This window comes from Ideonella flava (genome assembly GCF_051857595.1).
In the GTDB taxonomy this organism is placed as follows: domain Bacteria; phylum Pseudomonadota; class Gammaproteobacteria; order Burkholderiales; family Burkholderiaceae_C; genus Ideonella.
Genome location: NZ_JBPZHD010000007.1, coordinates 1 through 15,649 on the forward strand (window position 1 = coordinate 1; position 15,649 = coordinate 15,649).

Consider the following 15,649-nt stretch of genomic DNA (forward strand, 5'->3'; position numbering starts at 1 on the left):
ACCGGGCCCTTCTCCTCGATCACGAGGATCTCCTCCAGGCCGCGCGCGAACTCCAGCATCCGCGTGGGCTCCAGCGGGAACACCAGGCCGACCTTGTAGACGCGCACGCCGGCGGCGGCCAGGGCGTTCGGGTCCAGGTCCAGCCGGCGCAGCACCTCCATGAAGTCGTAGTGCGCCTTGCCGATGGTCACGATGCCCAGCGTGGCGGCGGGGCTGGCGACGATGTGCTTGTCGACCGAGTTGACCTGGGCGAAGGCGCGCACGGCGTCCAGCTTGGCGGCGAGGCGCTCCTCCAGGCCCAGCGAGGGCAGGTCGACCGAGCGCACGTGCAGGGAGCCGACCGACGCCGGCGGCTGGTGATCCACCGGCAGCACGAAATCCAGCGGCACGGCGTCCAGGTCCACCGTCATGCCGCTCTCGACCACCTCCGACAGCGCCTTGAAGCCCACCCAGGCGCCCGAGAAGCGCGACAGCGCCCAGCCGTACAGGCCGAACTCGAGGTACTCGGCCACGTTGGCCGGATGCAGCACCGGCATGCTCCACGCCTGCATCGCGACGTCGCTCTGGTGCGGCATCGACGAGCTCACGCAGCCGTGGTCGTCACCGGCCACGACCAGCACGCCACCCTGCGCACTCGAGCCGTAGACGTTGCCGTGCTTGAGCGCATCGCCGGAACGGTCGACGCCCGGGCCCTTGCCGTACCACATGGCAAACACGCCCTCGACGGTGCGCTGCGGGTCGAGCGCCACGCGCTGCGTGCCCAGGCAGGCCGTGGCGGCCAGGTCCTCGTTGATCGCCGGCAGGAACTGGACCTTCGCGGCATCGAGGAACTTCTGTGCCTTCCACATCTGCTGGTCGACCATGCCGAGCGGACTGCCGCGGTAGCCCGAGACGAAGCCGGCGGTGTCCAGGCCGGCCGCTTCGTCCAGGCGCTTCTGCATCAGCGGCAGGCGAACGAGTGCCTGGGTGCCGGTGAGGAAGACCGCGCCGTGGGTGGCAGCCAGGTTGTCGGTCAGCGCATAGGAGCGCAGGGCAGGGGAATCGGACATCAAGGCACCTGCAGCAGGGGGAAGAACGATTGGGGGAATTTTCGTCCGTTCACGCAAATGCGTCGTTCCCCATCGACGCGGAATCCGGCTGTAGCGAGTTCATCCATCTTCCGAATGCGAGAATCCGGGAATGATTGAACTGGACCGCACCACCCGGCGCCTGATCGAGGCGCTGCAACGCCACGGCCGCCAGAGCGCCCAGGCCCTGGCCGAGAGCGTGGGGATGTCGGCCACGCCGGTCTGGCGGCGGCTGAAGGAGCTGGAGCAAAGCGGTGTCATCCGCCGCGAGGTCGTGCTGATGGACCGCGAGAAGCTGGGCCTGGCCATCTGCGTCTGGGCCCACGTCACGCTGGTTCGCCACACCGACGGCGCGGAGGAGGATTTCGAGCGCATGGTGGAGTCCTGCCCCGAGATCATGGAGTGCGCCAGCATCACCGGCGAGGCCGACTACCTCATCAAGATCGTCGTACCGGACATGAAGGCCTACGACCACTTCCTGCAGGAGCGCATGTTCAAGCTCAAGGGCGTGTCCAGCATCCGCAGCAACGTGGTGTTGCGGGAAGTGAAGTACGAAACCGCGCTGCCGCTTCCGCCCGTCTGAGCCCCCGGACAGCCATCAGGGCGACGCGGATCTGGTGATAGGCGTGAGCAGGAATGGGCGGCGCACCCCGTTCTGCGTGCCCATGCCGGTGATCTGGCCCCGGCTGTTGATGGCACGCGCCGTCTGAAGCGTCCAACCCTCGCCGCCCTTGCTTACCCTTTCTGTCAGCGACCACATCCGGCCTTCGTCATGAATGAAGGCGCGCGACATCTGGTGGTCGACGACCGAGGACTGGCCGACGATCTGACCCCGATCATTGATGCCGAAGGCTTCGCTGTCGGTGCCGCCGAGCGTACCCAGGTCGATCATCACGCCGTCCTGCCACAGCACGGCGTGGTAATCGGGATACTCGCCGCCGCTGGGTATCGGCCCCAGCCCCACGACCTGGCCGGCATCATTGACGCCGTTGGCATACGTGGGGCCATGCAGCGGATCGAGATCCTGCATCACGCCATCGCGGTAGATGAAGATGCGATTGCCCACCGCCGGGTTGCTCCAGTCGCCCACGACGGTACCGTTGGGGCTGATGGCCTTGGCGATGCTGTCGACGCCGATCTGGTGGATGTCGTGCATCACCCCATCCTGATAGACGAAAGCGTGGCCGCTCCAGTCCGGCATCCCGGACCAGCCGACCACCGTGCCCGCGTTGTTGATGGCCTTGGCCCTGGCCCAGGTGCCACCCAGCGTGCCGAGGTCGACATAGCGCTTGGGGCGCCACAGGAAGGCCCTGCTGTCCAAGCCGTAGTAGTTGGTCTCGCCCACCACGTGACCCAGATCGTTGATGCCCCGTGCCCCGGCGTGCACCAGGCCCAGCGGCGTGCCGAGGCTGCGGAACTCGCCTGCCCACGCGACGAAGGGCGACGTGGCGGTCGGCCGGGCGACCGAGAGGTGGAACTCGCCCGCCACCACGCCTTGGCTGTTGATCGCGTAGGCCTGGGCGGCGCGATCCGAGTCGCCTGGGGGCTCGCCCAACGCGGTCAACGCGTAGGGCCCCGGGGCCGCCAGCGCGCCGGTGGCCGCGACGAGCGCGATGACCATCGACCAGTGGTGCAGAGAATCCGTCCTGCTCATCGTGACCCCCTTGACGGCAAAGCGCCAGACTGGTCGCGGTGGCACGCGGTGTCAAGCCGCGCGGTCAACAAACCGGCTAAGAGGGCCGCGGGGGCCGGCGCAGCATTGCATCCAGCGTGTCGACCATCTCGACCCAGTCGGCGTCACTTTTCCAGGCGCTGCGCAGGAAGGCCGCCTGAGAAGGTGTCCAGAATGGGGCGTCGGGCAGAATCAGCTCCCCCGGCAAGGGGGCATGGTGGGCCACGAAGGCCTCGATCGACGCCGCATCGTCGGGCAAACCGAGCTGGGCGAACAGCTGGGCGAGCGAGTGGACAGGCTGATCCATGTGACCTCCGTTGCAACGGGTTGCGGTAATCCGGCCGGGTCGATGGTAAGTTCCGCCCGCCCCGCGGCCCCGCCCGCGCCTCAAATCCCTATCAGCCACCTCGTGAGATTCCCGATGTCCGACGCCGCCGCCCCCCCACGCGGCGCCCCCGCCGATTTCATTCCGGCAGCGCTGCAGCGGGCCCTGGTCGCCCCTGTGCCGTCGACCTGGATCGACCTGGCCAAGGCACTGGCTTCGCAGCTCATCGTCTGGCATCACCTCTCGCTGTACGGTCCGATGTGCGATGTCGCGCGTTCGCTGGCCCCCACCACCTTGGCCTTGCTGAACGAGCATGCGCGCCTGGTGGTGCAGGTGTTCCTGGTTGTCGGCGGCTTCCTGGCCGCCAGCTCGCTGTGGCCGACTCCCGGCGCGCGGTCCCGCGTGGGCTGGCGCGACGTCCCCGCCCAGCTGTGGCGTCGCTACCAGCGGCTGGCGCGGCCGTACCTGCTGGCGATGCTGGCCGTCATCGTCGCCGCCTGGGTGGCGCGGGCCCTGATCGATCACCCCACCATCCCGGCTGCGCCCGAGCCGGGGCAACTGGCCGCCCACATCCTGCTGCTGCAGGACGTGATGGGCTTCGATTCGCTCTCGGCCGGCTTCTGGTACGTGGCGGTGGATTTCCAGCTCTATGCCCTGCTGCTGTTGCTCGCCGTGGCGCTGCGCGGGCTGCCGGGCGACACGGCTCAGCGCGCCAGCGCGGCCACGGCCGTGATCGTCGCCCTGGTGCTGCTGTCCTTGCTGTGGTGGAACCTGGACTCGTCGCTGGACGCCTACGCACCGTATTTCATCGGCTCCTACGGGCTCGGTGTGCTGGCGCGTTGGATCCGCGGCCGCCGCGGCGGGCCGGAGACCGCCACGCTCGGGCTGGCCTTGCTGATCGGGATCGCGCTGATCGTCGAATGGCGAAGCCGCATTGCCCTGGCCGGAGGCACTGCCCTGCTGCTGTGCCTGGCGCCCGAGCCGGCGGCGCTCAAGCGCGCTCCGGCGAAGCTGGGCCGGGCGGTGATCGGCTACCTGTCGCGGGTCTCCTACCCGGTGTTCCTGCTGCATTACCCGGTGATCCTGGTCACCGGGGCGGTCGTGGGCAACCTCTGGCCCGAGTCGGTGGGGATGAACGCACTGGGCATGCTGGCGGCCTGGGTCCTGAGCCTGGTCGCCGGCAGCGCCATGCACCGGGCCGTCGAGCCGCGCTGAGCCAATTCAGCCGGACTTGCGCAGGGCCTCCGCCACGTCGGCACGCAGGCCGCGCAATGCCTTGAGCTCGGCGTCGGGCGCCTGCAGGGCGCTCCACAGCATGGCCGACACGGCCGAGGCCGTGGCGTCGATGTCCATCGCCTTGCCGGCCCCGTCGCCGCCCTGCGCCACCGCCTCCCACAGGATGTGCTCCATCGGCCCCAGCGCCAGCGGGCGCATGAGGCGCAACGGCAGGTCGGTGCGGAACTCCCCGCTGGCCTGGCCTCGGACCAGCAGGTCCATCAGCGGCGCGGTGTAGCGGCGCTGCAGCGGCTGCAGCACCTCGGCCAGCTCCTGGCCCTTGCTGCGGCCTTCGGAAAGCACCAGCGCGCACATCCCGGTCCCCTGGATGAGGAACAGCCGCAGGTGGGTGCGCACGAACCAGTCCAGTTGCGCCCGCGCTGACTGCTGGCGGGGCAGGCCGGCCTCGATCGCCGCGATGATTTCGTCGTACCAGTCGGTGATCACCCGCACGCACAGCTCGCGCTTGCCGTGGAAGTATGTGAACACCGTGGCCTCGGAGACACCCAGGCGCTGGGCGATCTCGGTCGTCGTGGCGCGCTCGTAACCCTTCTCGGCAAAGACCTCGCGGCCGACGCGCAGGATGTCCCGCATGCGCTGCTCGCCGCGAGCGCCGGCGGACGGGCGGCGGGCGGGCAAATCGGGGGCAGGGGCCGGCTGGGCCGGGGCGCGGCGGGTAGGCATATTTTGAGTATGACTCAACTTTGGCTTGCGGTGCAAGCGCGGCGCTGGTAGATTTCGCTCCTTCTGCGCCGGCCGGGCCGGCGTATTGAGGTCAACTCAATTCAGACCGGAGACGCCGATGTTCGAATCCACCTTCACCTTCCCGCTGGGGGAGGACATCGCCGCCCTGCGCGACGCCGTGCGCGACTTCGCGCAAGCCGAGATCGCTCCGCGCGCGGCGCAGATCGATCGCGACAACCTCTTCCCCGCCGACCTGTGGCGCAAGCTCGGCGAGCTGGGCGTGATGGGCCTGACGGTGCCCGAGGAGCACGGCGGCACCGGGCTCGGCTACCTCGCCCACATGGTCGCGATGGAGGAAATCAGCCGCGCCAGCGCCTCGGTGGGCCTGAGCTACGGCGCGCATTCCAACCTGTGCGTGAACCAGATCAACCGCAACGGCAGCGAGGCCCAGAGGGCGAAGTACCTGCCGAAGCTGATCTCCGGCGAGCACGTCGGTGCGTTGGCGATGAGCGAGCCCAACGCCGGCTCCGACGTGGTGAGCATGAAGCTCAGGGCCGAGAAGAAGGGCGACCGCTTCGTCCTCAACGGCTCGAAGATGTGGATCACCAACGGCGGTGATGCCGACACGCTGGTGGTCTACGCCAAGACCGAGCCCGAGCTCGGCGCGCGCGGCATGACCGCCTTCATCATCGAGAAGGGCTTCAAGGGCTTCTCCAAGGGCGAGCACCTGGACAAGCTCGGCATGCGCGGCTCCAACACCTATCCGCTGTTCTTCGACAGCTGCGAGGTGCCGGCCGAGAACGTGCTGGGTGGCGAGGGCCAGGGCGCCAAGGTGCTGATGAGCGGGCTGGATTACGAGCGCGTGGTGCTCTCCGGCGGCCCGCTGGGGATCATGGCCTCCTGCCTCGACGTCGTGGTGCCCTTCATCCACGAGCGCAAGCAGTTCGGCCAATCGATCGGCGAGTTCCAGCTCATGCAGGGCAAGCTGGCCGACATGTACTCCACCTTCCAGGCCTGCCGGGCCTACGGCTACGCGGTGGCCCAGGCCTGCGACCGCGGGGACCACGCCCGCACGCTGCGCAAGGACGCCGCCGGCGTGATCCTCTACACCGCCGAGAAGGCCACCTGGATGGCCGGCGAGGCGATCCAGGCGTTGGGCGGCGTGGGCTACACCAACGAGTTCCCGGCCGGCCGGCTGTGGCGCGATGCCAAGCTTTACGAGATCGGCGCCGGCACCAGCGAGATCCGCCGCATGCTGATCGGCCGCGAGCTTTTTTCGGAGACCTGCTGATGGCCGCGCTGGCGTCGAAGCTGAATCCTCGCTCCGAGGAGGCCAAGGCCAACGCCGCCGCCATGCGGGCGGTGGTCGAAGATCTGAACGCCAGGCTGGCGAAGATCGCCGAGGGCGGCGGCGAGGCCGCGCGCGCCAAGCACCTGGCCCGCGGCAAGCTGCTGCCGCGCGATCGCGTTGAGATGCTGCTCGACCCGGACACGCCCTTCCTCGAGATCGCGCCGCTGGCGGCGCTGGGCATGTACCCCGAGAAGGACGGCAGCGACGCCGCCCCCTGCGCCGGCATGATCGCCGGCATAGGCCGCATCGGTGGTGTCGAGTGCGTCATCGTCTGCAACGACGCGACGGTCAAGGGCGGCACCTACTACCCCGTCACCGTCAAGAAGCACCTGAGGGCGCAGGAGATCGCGCAGCAGAACCGGCTGCCCTGCGTCTACCTCGTCGATTCCGGCGGCGCCAACCTGCCCAACCAGGACGAGGTCTTCCCCGACCGCGACCACTTCGGCCGCATCTTCTACAACCAGGCCAACCTCTCGGCCCAAGGCATCCCGCAGGTCGCGGTCGTGATGGGCTCGTGCACCGCGGGCGGCGCCTACGTGCCGGCCATGAGCGACGAGACCATCATCGTCAAGAACCAGGGCACCATCTTCCTGGGCGGCCCGCCGCTGGTGAAGGCGGCCACGGGCGAGGTGGTGAGCGCCGAGGATCTCGGCGGCGGCGACGTGCACACGCGCCTTTCCGGCGTGGCCGACCACCTGGCCGAGGACGACATGCATGCGCTGGCCCTGGCGCGCCAGATCGTCGGCAGCCTGAACTGGAAGAAGGAAGTGCCGGTGGCGCTGCGCGCGCCGCAGCCCCCGAAGTTCGCCGCCGACGAGCTGCTGTCGGTGATCCCCACCGACACCCGCAAGCCCTTCGACGTGCGCGAGATCATCGCCCGCATCGTCGATGGCTCGGAGTTCGAGGAGTTCAAGGCCCGCTACGGCACCACGCTGGTCTGCGGCTTCGCGTGGATAGAGGGCATGCCGGTGGGCATCGTCGCCAACAACGGCATCCTCTTCGCCGAGAGCGCCAACAAGGGTGCGCACTTCATCGAGCTGTGCTGCCAGCGCAAGGTGCCGCTGGTGTTCCTGCAGAACATCACCGGCTTCATGGTCGGCCGCAAGTACGAGAACGAGGGCATCGCCCGCGCCGGCGCCAAGATGGTGACGGCCGTGGCCTGCGCCAACGTGCCCAAGTTCACGGTGATCATCGGCGGCAGCTTCGGCGCGGGCAACTACGGCATGTGCGGCCGCGCCTACTCGCCACGCTTCCTGTGGATGTGGCCCAACGCGCGCATCAGCGTGATGGGTGGCGAGCAGGCCGCGAGCGTGCTGGCCACCGTCAAGCGCGATGGCATCGAAGGCAAGGGCGGCCAATGGAGCGCCGAGGAGGAAGAGGCCTTCAAGTCCCCCATCCGCGACCAGTACGAGCGCCAGGGGCACCCCTACTACGCCAGCGCCCGGCTGTGGGACGACGGCGTGATCGATCCGGTGGACACTCGCCGCGTGCTGGCGCTGGGCCTTTCGGCATCGCTCAACGCCCCCATACCCGACGCGAAGTTCGGCGTCTTCCGGATGTGATGGGGCAGCCATGAGCATTTCCACCCTCGACCTGCGCCGCCCCTCGCCCCACGTGGCCGAGGTGTGGCTGAACCGGCCCGACGTTCGCAACGCCTTCAACGAAGGCGTGATCACCGAGCTCACCGCTGCGTTCCGCGGTTTCGCCGAGGACGAGGCGCTGCGCGTCGTCGTGCTCGGCGGCCATGGCAAGGCCTTCTGCGCCGGCGCGGACCTGAACTGGATGCGCGCCATGGCCGACTACTCCTGGGAGCAGAACCGCGCCGATGCGCAGGCCCTGGCCGACATGCTGTGGTCGATCCACAGCTGCCCGATGCCGGTGGTCGGCCGCGTCCACGGCGATTGCTATGCGGGCGGCGTAGGACTGGCCGCGGTGTGCGATGTGCTGGTGGCCTCCGACAACGTGGCGTTCTGCCTCAGCGAAGCGAAGCTCGGCTTGCTGCCCGCCACCATCGGGCCTTATGTGGTGCGCGCGCTGGGCGAGCGCGCCGCGCAGCGCTACTTCACCACCGCCGAGCGCTTCACGGCCGCCGAGGCGCACCGCCTGGGCTTCGTGCACGAGCTGACTTCGCCCGAGACGCTGGACGAGACGGTGCAGAACATCGTCAAGTCGCTGAGCGGCAACGGACCGGCCGCGGTGCGCGCCTGCAAGCGACTGGTGCAGGATCTGGCGAGCCAGGCGATCACGCCGGAGCTGCGTGCCGACACCGCCCGCCGCATCGCCGACATCCGCGCCAGCGCCGAAGGCAAGGAGGGCGTGCAGTCGTTCCTCCAGAAGCGCTCGCCGTCCTGGCTTTGATCCCTCGGCGCCGTGGATTGGTCGCTCCCGCCCTCCGTCGTCCAGGCCGCTGCCGGCCTGGACATGACGCAGCTCATCGCGCTCGCCGCGGTGCTGGGCTGGGCGAGCGGGCTGCGGCTCTATCTGGTCGTCTTCCTCACCGGCCTGGCAGGATGGTTGGGCTGGGTGCCGCTGCCGCAGGGCCTGCACGTGTTGCAGCACCCGGGCGTGATCGCCGTGGCTGGCCTGCTGGTGTTGGTCGAGTTCTTCGCCGACAAGGTGCCCTGGGTGGATTCGCTGTGGGACGCGGTGCACACCTTCATCCGCATCCCCGCCGGCGCGGCGCTGGCGGCGGGCGTGTTCGGGGCCGACGCGGGCGCCTGGACGGTGATCGCCGCATTGCTGGGCGGCGGTCTCGCCGCCACCGCCCATGCCGCCAAGGCGACGACGCGCGCCGCGGCCAACACATCGCCCGAGCCTTTCTCCAACCTGGGCCTGTCGCTGCTGGGCGATGCCGCGGTGCCGGGCATGCTTTGGCTGTCCTGGTCGCACCCCGTGGCCTTCTTCGTCGTGCTGGCCGTGGCCCTGCTGCTGATGGTCGCAACCATCGTGCTGATGTTCAAGTTCCTGCGCGGGCTGGTGGCCGCCCTGCGCCAACATTTCGGTGCCGCGCCGGCGCGGGCCTGAAGGGATGTGATGTTCAAGAAGATCCTGATTGCCAACCGCGGCGAGATCGCATGTCGGGTGGCCGAGACCGCGCGGCGGCTGGGCATCCGTACCGTGGCTGTCTACTCGGATGCGGATGCCAACGCCAAGCACGTCCATGCCTGCGATGAAGCGGTGCCGCTGGGCGGCCTCGCGGCCAAGGACAGCTACCTGCAATGGCAGCGCATCCTCGAGGCGGCCCAGGCCACCGGCGCGCAGGCAGTGCACCCGGGCTACGGCTTCCTGAGCGAGAACGAGGACTTCGCGCGGGCCTGTGCCGAGGCCGGCCTCGTCTTCATCGGCCCGCCGCCCGAGGCCATCGCGGCCATGGGCAGCAAGTCGGCGGCCAAGGCGCTGATGGAGAAGGCCGGCGTGCCGCTGGTCCCGGGCTACCACGGCGACGACAACGATCCGAACTTCCTCGCGGGGCAGGCCGAGCGCATCGGCTATCCGGTGCTGATCAAGGCCAGCGCCGGCGGCGGCGGCCGCGGCATGCGGCGGGTCGACAGGGCGGAGGATTTCGCCGGCGCGCTCGCCTCCTGCCAGCGCGAGGCCCAGGCGAGCTTCGGCGACGACCACGTGCTGGTCGAGCGTTATGTCACCAAGCCGCGCCACATCGAGATCCAGGTCTTCGGCGACAGCCAGGGCGACTGCGTCTACCTCTTCGAGCGCGACTGCTCGGTGCAGCGCCGCCACCAGAAGGTGCTGGAGGAGGCTCCGGCGCCCGGCATGAGCGAGGCGCGTCGCGCCGAGATGGGCGCCGCCGCAGTGGCCGCGGCCAAGGCGGTCGGCTATGTGGGCGCCGGCACGGTCGAGTTCATTGCCGAGGAAGTCGGCGACGGCGACCTGCGCTTCTTCTTCATGGAGATGAACACGAGGCTGCAGGTGGAGCACCCGGTGACCGAGGCCATCACCGGCCACGACCTGGTGGAGTGGCAGCTGCGCGTCGCGGCCGGCCAGCCGCTGCCGCTGAAGCAGGAAGAGCTGAAGATCCACGGCCATTCGATCGAGGCCCGCATCTGCGCCGAAAACCCGGATGCCAACTTCCTGCCCGCCACCGGCACGCTGGCCGTGTTGCGCTGGCCGCGCGAGCACGTGACCTTCCGCCGCAATGCCGACGCGGAGCGCTTCCACGAGCCTGCACCCGTGCGCGTGGATGCCGGCGTGCGCGAGGGCGACGCGATCAGCCCTTACTACGACTCGATGATCGCCAAGCTCATCGTCTGGGGCGAGAACCGCGCGCAGGCGCTGGCCCGGCTGGATGCGGCGCTGCGTGACACGCACATCGTCGGCCTGTCGACCAACGTGGCCTTCCTGCGCCGGGTAGTGGGCAGCCAATCATTCGCCACGGCCGACCTCGACACCGCGCTGATCGAGCGCGAGCGCGCGGTCCTGTTCGATGCGCCCGGCCTGCCGCTGCATGTGGCCGCCGCGGGCGTGGTCGCCCAGGCGATGGGGGCCGAGGCAGCGCTGGAGGATGCCGACCCGTGGTCACGCCGCGATGGCTGGCGCATCCACGGGGGTGCCCGCCGCCGCTTCGACCTGCAGCAGGGCCAGGTCCATCACGTGGCCACATTGGAGCGCCTGCACGACGGCGCCCTGCGCCTGGCGATGGGGCCCGACAGCTGGCCTTTGGTCGCACGCTCGCTCGGGGGTGACCGCTACGACGTGACGCTCGGCAACGAGCGCCACACGCTGGCCGTCTACCTGCAAGGCGAGCGCGTGGCGGTCTTCGGCGCGGCCGCTTCGCTGGAGCTGCAGGAGTTCGACCCCATCGCCCATGCCGGCGAGGTCGCGGGCGGCGCCGGTCGCTTGACCGCACCCATGCCGGGCAAGGTGATCGCCATCCACGTCAGGCCGGGCGACACGGTCACGCCGGGCCAGGCGCTGGCGGTGATGGAGGCGATGAAGATGGAGCACACCCTTTCCGCCCCACGCGCCGGCACGGTGGCGGAGGTGCTCTATGCCGTCGGTGACCAGGTCGCCGAGGGTGGCGAGCTGCTGAGACTGTCCGAATGAGGTGACCCGATGAACCTGCCCAGCCGCGTCAAGATCGTCGAAGTGGGCCCGCGCGACGGTTTGCAGAACGAGAAGCAGCCGGTGGCGGCCGCGCACAAGGTCGCCCTCGTCCACGCCCTGCAGGACGCTGGCCTGACCGAGATCGAGGTCACCAGCTTCGTCAGCCCGAAATGGGTGCCGCAGATGGCCGACAACGCCGAGGTCATGGCCGGCATCCAGCGGCGGCCTGGCGTGCGCTACTCGGTGCTGACGCCGAACATGAAGGGCTTCGAGGCCGCGCTGGCGACGAAGCCGGACGAGATCGTCGTCTTCGGCGCCGCGAGCGAAGCCTTCAGCCAGAAGAACATCAACTGCTCCATCGCCGAATCCATCGAGCGCTTCGCGCCGGTGACCGAGGCTGCGCGTGCCGCCGGCATCAAGGTGCGCGGCGCCATCTCCTGCGCCGTCGGCTGCCCGTACGAGGGCGAGATCGCGCCCGAGCGGGTCGGCATGGTGGCGCGGCTGATGAAGCAGATCGGCGTGCAGCACGTGGGCGTGGCCGACACCATCGGCGTCGGCACGCCGCGCAAGGTGCAGCGCGCGCTGGAGGCGGCGCTGGAGCACTACCCGCTGCAAGAGGTCAGCGGCCACTACCACGACACCTACGGCCAGGCGCTGTCAAACGTCTACGCCAGCCTCGAGCTCGGCATCGCCAGCTTCGACACCAGCGTCTCGGGCCTGGGCGGATGCCCGTACGCCAAGGGCGCCACCGGCAATGTGGCGACCGAGGACGTCGTCTACCTGCTGCACGGCCTCGGCATAGAAACCGGCATCGATCTCGACCGGCTCATCGACGCCGGCCAGGCGATCCGCACGGCGATCGGCCAGCCCAACGGCTCGCGCGTGGCCCGCGCCATGATCGCCAAGCGAGACTGCTGAGCGATCCGCAGGCTGCGTCCCGCGCGGATCACCGCCTTTGGGATGGATACGGTGCCTCGCCGAGGGCACCATGCCCGCCGTTCGTGAAACGACACGCGGAGGGCGTGATGAGCAGATGGATTCGCCGGAGCCTGATCGGGCTCGCGGCCGTCGTTGCCATGGGGGCCGCTGCCGTGGCCTGGGGCGTCATGAGATCGGACCAGCGCCTGGCGCGGAAGATGACCCAGCCGGCCTACGCGCTGGCCTTGCCTGACGATGCGGCTGCGCTGGCCCGTGGTCGCTACTTGTTCGCCTCGCGCGGCTGCGCCGAGTGCCACGGCGCCGACGGTGCCGGCCGGGCGTTCATCGATGACGCTGCGGGTGGCGGCCTGTACGCCAGGGCGCCGAACATCTCGCCGGGCGCCGGCTCCGTCGTGACGCAGTACCAGGTCGCCGACTGGGAACGGACCTTGCGCCACGGCATCAAGCCCGACGGACGTCCGCTGATGATCATGCCGAGCGAGGACTACAGCCGCTGGACCGACGCCGACCTCGGCGCGGTGGTGGCCTATGTGCGCTCGCTCGCGCCCGTGGCCGGCGGCCCGGCCGAATTCCGCCTGCCGCTGCCGGTGCGCGTCCTCTACGGCTACGGCGTGGTCAAGGACGCGGCTGAAAAGATCGACCACGCGTTGCCGCCACCGCAACCGGTACCCGAAGGCCCGACCGTGGAGCACGGCCGGTACGTGGCGCAGATGTGCGTGGGCTGCCATGGCGAAGGCCTGTCCGGTGGTCGCATCCCGGGAGGGCCGCCCGACTGGCCAGCCGCTGCCAACCTCACGCCGGGAGAAGGCAGCGTGCTGCCGCGCTATGCGGATGCCGCAGTGTTTCGAATGGCCATGCGCAGTGGCAAGCGGCCCGACGGCAGCACGATCAGCGGGGTGATGCCGTTCCAGTCGCTGCGCGAGATGAGCGACATCGACCTGGAGGCGATCCACGCCTACTTGCAGACAGTCCCGGCCCGGCCCGCGGGCCAACGCTGAGGCTCGTCAGGGGCGTCCGACCCGCAGCGAAATGCCGCCTTCGCCCTGCGGCGCCCAGGTCAGCCCCAGGAACATCGGCCCGATGCCGGTGTCCGCCCCCAGGTACACGCTGGCGCCCGCGCGCAGGTCGCCGAGGCTCACCTGCCGCCGCGTCGCCCAGGCGTTGCCGGCCTCGAGCGAGGCTCCGACATAGAACCCGCGGGCAAAGACCGGGGGCTCGGCCAGGCGCCAGTACCAGTTGAGCCGGCCGAAGAGCACCGCGTTGCCGGCCAGCTGGCCGGGGCGGTAGCCGGACAGCTGCTGGAAGCCCCCGAGGGAGTACTGCCCCACGATCGCGTCGGCACGCGCATCGGCCGCCTGCACCAGGCCGTACAGGTTCACCGTGTGGGCGCCCCAGCTGGTCGCCACCGTGAGCTGGCTCTCGACCCGGGCCAGGCTCTGCGTGCCTTCGTGATGGCGCTGGCCGACCTGCGCTTCGCTCTCCACCCGATAGCCCGATTGCGGGAAGTTGGCGTAGTCCAGCTGGTCGATCACCACCCGTGCTCTCACGGCGACCTCGTTCCAGGTCTCGGCCGTGGTGGGTCCCGAGTAGTCCGCCGCGAGCAGGACGGGCTCGGTGCTGCCCGCCTGGTGCGTCAGGCCCAGTCGCAGTTCGCCGAGGTTGCTCCAGGGCTGACCGATGTCCACCCCGATGCGGCCGGTGGTGCGCCGCAGCTGTCCCACCTCCGGCCCGGCATCGGCCTGGTACAGGGTCAGCACCCGCCGTTCGGCCAGGCCCCATCCCGAGACGAACCAGTCGTCCCACAGCCCGAGTGTCCAGTTCAGCGGGTGGTAGAGCTCGCTGTACAGCTGCGGCACCTCGCCGATCTGCAGCCGGTTGCGCCACTCGGTCCCGCTGTCGGTGAGCCAGTGGCGGTTGTGGCTGATCTTGATGTTGAAGTCGCTGTGGCCGCCGAAGTCGGTCGCCAGGTCGAGCCCGATGCGCAGGTAGTTCGGCCCCCAGGGCTTGTCCTCCAGGTCGAAGACCAGGCCCGTCGCGCCGCTCGTGGTGTCGACGAGGCGGTAATCGGCCCGCACGTAGTCGCCGCTGGCGGCGAGGTGGCGCGCGTCGCGGGCGGCGGCGGCGGCGTCGAAAGGGGCGCCCGGTTGCGACAGCAGCTGCGCCTCGAAGCGCGCCGGATTGGTGACGGTCGTGCCCTCGAAGGCGACGAAGGCGAGCTTGGCCTGGGGCACGCCGCCGCTGTGTCGTGCGGCTCGCCAGGCGGCATAGCTGTCTGCGGGCAGGGCCAGGGAGGCGAGCCTTGGCTGCAACGCTTCAGCGCCTTCCTCGCCGATGCGGATGAGGTCGGCGGCCCGGTTGAAGTCGCTCGAAGTCAGCGCGCCCAGGTCGGGAGCGACCAGCAGGTCCTGGGCCGGCCTCAGCGAGGCGAGGCTGCGCTTGACGTTCTGCTCGGTCAGGATGTTGATCATCTGCGCCGTCAGGCCCAGGGCCGAGCTCAGCGTGTCGCGCGGCGCGAGCGGGGTCCCGATGCTGACCGCGATCACGATGTCGGCGCCCATCTCGCGTGCCACGTCGACCGGCACGTTGTTGACCAGGCCACCGTCGCCCAGCACGCGGCCGCCGAGCTCCGTCGGCGGGAAGACGCCGGGCACGCTCATGCTGGAGCGCAACGCCATCGCCAGGTCGCCTTCGCCGAGGACCACGGCGTCGCCGGTCTCCATGTCCGTCGCCACGGCGCGGAAGGGAATGGGGAGCTGGTCGAAGCGCTGCACCGACCGCACCGGCAGCGTGAAGCGGCGCAGCAGCGTCTCCAGGCCCCGGCTCGACACGGCGCCCTGCGGCGCGCGGAACTCGCCGTCCTCGGTGAGCCCCAGCTCGATCGCCGAGGCGATCTCGAAGTCCTCTTCCTTGCGGCGTTGCGAGAGCTGTTGGCGCGCCACCCGTGTCTCGAACAGGCGGACCCAGTCGACGCGCTTGAGCTCCTGCTCGATGTCGTCGGCCTTCATGCCGCTGGCGTAGAGGCCGCCGACGATGGCGCCCATCGAGGTGCCGGCGATCACGTCGATGGGAACGTGCTCGCGCTCGAGCACCTTCAGCACGCCGATGTGGGCCAGGCCGCGGGCGCCCCCACCCGAAAGGACCAGGCCGATCCGGGGCCGCGATGGCGCGGCAGCCGCCTCGGCAGGGGCCGCTTGCGCGTTCGCACACATCGTCGAGGCCGCGCAGCCCAGGGCCAGCAGGAGGTCACGCCATCGCATGGGCGCGGATTGTCGCCG

The 15,649-nt window shown here is 69.9% G+C and carries 13 protein-coding genes and 1 pseudogene; 9 read left to right on the forward strand and 5 right to left on the reverse strand.

Annotated features, from left to right (window positions below; all coding sequences use genetic code 11):
- Nucleotides 1-1,049, reverse strand: a pseudogene (locus ACS5PM_RS15840) (indolepyruvate ferredoxin oxidoreductase family protein); the annotation flags it as partial.
- 130 nt (nt 1,050-1,179) lie between these two features.
- Here ACS5PM_RS15840 and ACS5PM_RS15845 point away from each other — a divergent pair.
- The gene (locus ACS5PM_RS15845) at nt 1,180-1,650 is read left to right on the forward strand and encodes an Lrp/AsnC family transcriptional regulator (RefSeq protein WP_439388629.1); all 471 of its coding nucleotides are present in this window, start codon (nt 1,180-1,182) and stop codon (nt 1,648-1,650) included.
- A gap of 15 nt (nt 1,651-1,665) precedes the next feature.
- Here ACS5PM_RS15845 and ACS5PM_RS15850 read toward each other — a convergent pair whose 3' ends face one another.
- Complete coding sequence (locus tag ACS5PM_RS15850) at nt 1,666-2,721, reverse strand: hypothetical protein (RefSeq protein WP_439388630.1); 1,056 nt, start codon at nt 2,719-2,721, stop codon at nt 1,666-1,668.
- 76 nt (nt 2,722-2,797) lie between these two features.
- Nucleotides 2,798-3,046 carry a DUF2789 domain-containing protein gene (locus ACS5PM_RS15855; RefSeq protein ID WP_439388631.1) on the reverse strand — a complete coding sequence of 83 codons (249 nt, stop codon included), beginning with the start codon at nt 3,044-3,046 and terminating at the stop codon, nt 2,798-2,800.
- Nucleotides 3,047-3,160: 114 nt separating this feature from the next.
- Between ACS5PM_RS15855 and ACS5PM_RS15860 the strand changes: the two genes are divergently transcribed.
- On the forward strand, nt 3,161-4,279 hold the full coding sequence (locus tag ACS5PM_RS15860; RefSeq protein ID WP_439388632.1) for an acyltransferase family protein: 1,119 nt from the start codon (nt 3,161-3,163) through the stop codon (nt 4,277-4,279).
- Nucleotides 4,280-4,285: 6 nt separating this feature from the next.
- Here ACS5PM_RS15860 and ACS5PM_RS15865 read toward each other — a convergent pair whose 3' ends face one another.
- A complete protein-coding gene (locus tag ACS5PM_RS15865; RefSeq protein WP_439388633.1) occupies nt 4,286-4,933 on the reverse strand; it encodes a TetR/AcrR family transcriptional regulator in 648 nt (215 codons plus the stop codon).
- Between the two features lie 208 nt (nt 4,934-5,141).
- Between ACS5PM_RS15865 and ACS5PM_RS15870 the strand changes: the two genes are divergently transcribed.
- From ACS5PM_RS15870 to ACS5PM_RS15900, 7 genes are all read left to right on the forward strand, one after another.
- Entirely contained in the window at nt 5,142-6,314 is a 1,173-nt protein-coding gene (locus ACS5PM_RS15870) for an isovaleryl-CoA dehydrogenase (protein ID WP_439388634.1), read from the forward strand.
- A complete protein-coding gene (locus ACS5PM_RS15875; protein WP_439388635.1) occupies nt 6,314-7,936 on the forward strand; it encodes a carboxyl transferase domain-containing protein in 1,623 nt (540 codons plus the stop codon). Before ACS5PM_RS15870 ends, ACS5PM_RS15875 begins: the two co-directional genes overlap by 1 nt.
- Nucleotides 7,937-7,946: 10 nt before the next feature.
- Nucleotides 7,947-8,732, forward strand: a complete 786-nt coding sequence (locus tag ACS5PM_RS15880; protein WP_439388636.1) for an enoyl-CoA hydratase/isomerase family protein — start codon at nt 7,947-7,949, stop codon at nt 8,730-8,732.
- 63 nt (nt 8,733-8,795) lie between these two features.
- Nucleotides 8,796-9,398 carry a DUF4126 domain-containing protein gene (locus ACS5PM_RS15885; RefSeq protein WP_439389009.1) on the forward strand — a complete coding sequence of 201 codons (603 nt, stop codon included), beginning with the start codon at nt 8,796-8,798 and terminating at the stop codon, nt 9,396-9,398.
- A gap of 9 nt (nt 9,399-9,407) precedes the next feature.
- Nucleotides 9,408-11,435: an acetyl/propionyl/methylcrotonyl-CoA carboxylase subunit alpha gene (locus tag ACS5PM_RS15890; RefSeq protein ID WP_439388637.1), complete on the forward strand. Its 2,028-nt coding sequence runs from the start codon at nt 9,408-9,410 to the stop codon at nt 11,433-11,435.
- A gap of 9 nt (nt 11,436-11,444) precedes the next feature.
- Entirely contained in the window at nt 11,445-12,353 is a 909-nt protein-coding gene (locus tag ACS5PM_RS15895) for a hydroxymethylglutaryl-CoA lyase (protein WP_439388638.1), read from the forward strand.
- 107 nt (nt 12,354-12,460) lie between these two features.
- Nucleotides 12,461-13,372 carry a c-type cytochrome gene (locus tag ACS5PM_RS15900; RefSeq protein ID WP_439388639.1) on the forward strand — a complete coding sequence of 304 codons (912 nt, stop codon included), beginning with the start codon at nt 12,461-12,463 and terminating at the stop codon, nt 13,370-13,372.
- Nucleotides 13,373-13,378: 6 nt separating this feature from the next.
- Here ACS5PM_RS15900 and ACS5PM_RS15905 read toward each other — a convergent pair whose 3' ends face one another.
- Nucleotides 13,379-15,631 (reverse strand): patatin-like phospholipase family protein, encoded by a 2,253-nt coding sequence (locus ACS5PM_RS15905; RefSeq protein WP_439388640.1) that lies wholly within the window; start codon nt 15,629-15,631, stop codon nt 13,379-13,381.
- Nucleotides 15,632-15,649: the final 18 nt, after the last annotated feature.

Excerpts from the sequence above, each read along its gene's own strand:
- ACS5PM_RS15880 (WP_439388636.1), top strand. The coding sequence starts at position 7,947 with ATGAGCATTTCCACCCTCGACCTGCGCCGCCCCTCGCCCCACGTGGCC.
- ACS5PM_RS15870 (WP_439388634.1), top strand. The coding sequence starts at position 5,142 with ATGTTCGAATCCACCTTCACCTTCCCGCTGGGGGAGGACATCGCCGCC.
- ACS5PM_RS15895 (WP_439388638.1), top strand. The coding sequence starts at position 11,445 with ATGAACCTGCCCAGCCGCGTCAAGATCGTCGAAGTGGGCCCGCGCGAC.
- ACS5PM_RS15860 (WP_439388632.1), top strand. The coding sequence starts at position 3,161 with ATGTCCGACGCCGCCGCCCCCCCACGCGGCGCCCCCGCCGATTTCATT.
- ACS5PM_RS15900 (WP_439388639.1), top strand. The coding sequence starts at position 12,461 with ATGAGCAGATGGATTCGCCGGAGCCTGATCGGGCTCGCGGCCGTCGTT.
- ACS5PM_RS15890 (WP_439388637.1), top strand. The coding sequence starts at position 9,408 with ATGTTCAAGAAGATCCTGATTGCCAACCGCGGCGAGATCGCATGTCGG.
- ACS5PM_RS15865 (WP_439388633.1), bottom strand. The coding sequence starts at position 4,933 with ATGCGGGACATCCTGCGCGTCGGCCGCGAGGTCTTTGCCGAGAAGGGT.
- ACS5PM_RS15845 (WP_439388629.1), top strand. The coding sequence starts at position 1,180 with ATGATTGAACTGGACCGCACCACCCGGCGCCTGATCGAGGCGCTGCAA.
- ACS5PM_RS15885 (WP_439389009.1), top strand. The coding sequence starts at position 8,796 with ATGACGCAGCTCATCGCGCTCGCCGCGGTGCTGGGCTGGGCGAGCGGG.
- ACS5PM_RS15905 (WP_439388640.1), bottom strand. The coding sequence starts at position 15,631 with ATGCGATGGCGTGACCTCCTGCTGGCCCTGGGCTGCGCGGCCTCGACG.
- ACS5PM_RS15855 (WP_439388631.1), bottom strand. The coding sequence starts at position 3,046 with ATGGATCAGCCTGTCCACTCGCTCGCCCAGCTGTTCGCCCAGCTCGGT.
- ACS5PM_RS15875 (WP_439388635.1), top strand. The coding sequence starts at position 6,314 with ATGGCCGCGCTGGCGTCGAAGCTGAATCCTCGCTCCGAGGAGGCCAAG.
- ACS5PM_RS15850 (WP_439388630.1), bottom strand. The coding sequence starts at position 2,721 with ATGAGCAGGACGGATTCTCTGCACCACTGGTCGATGGTCATCGCGCTC.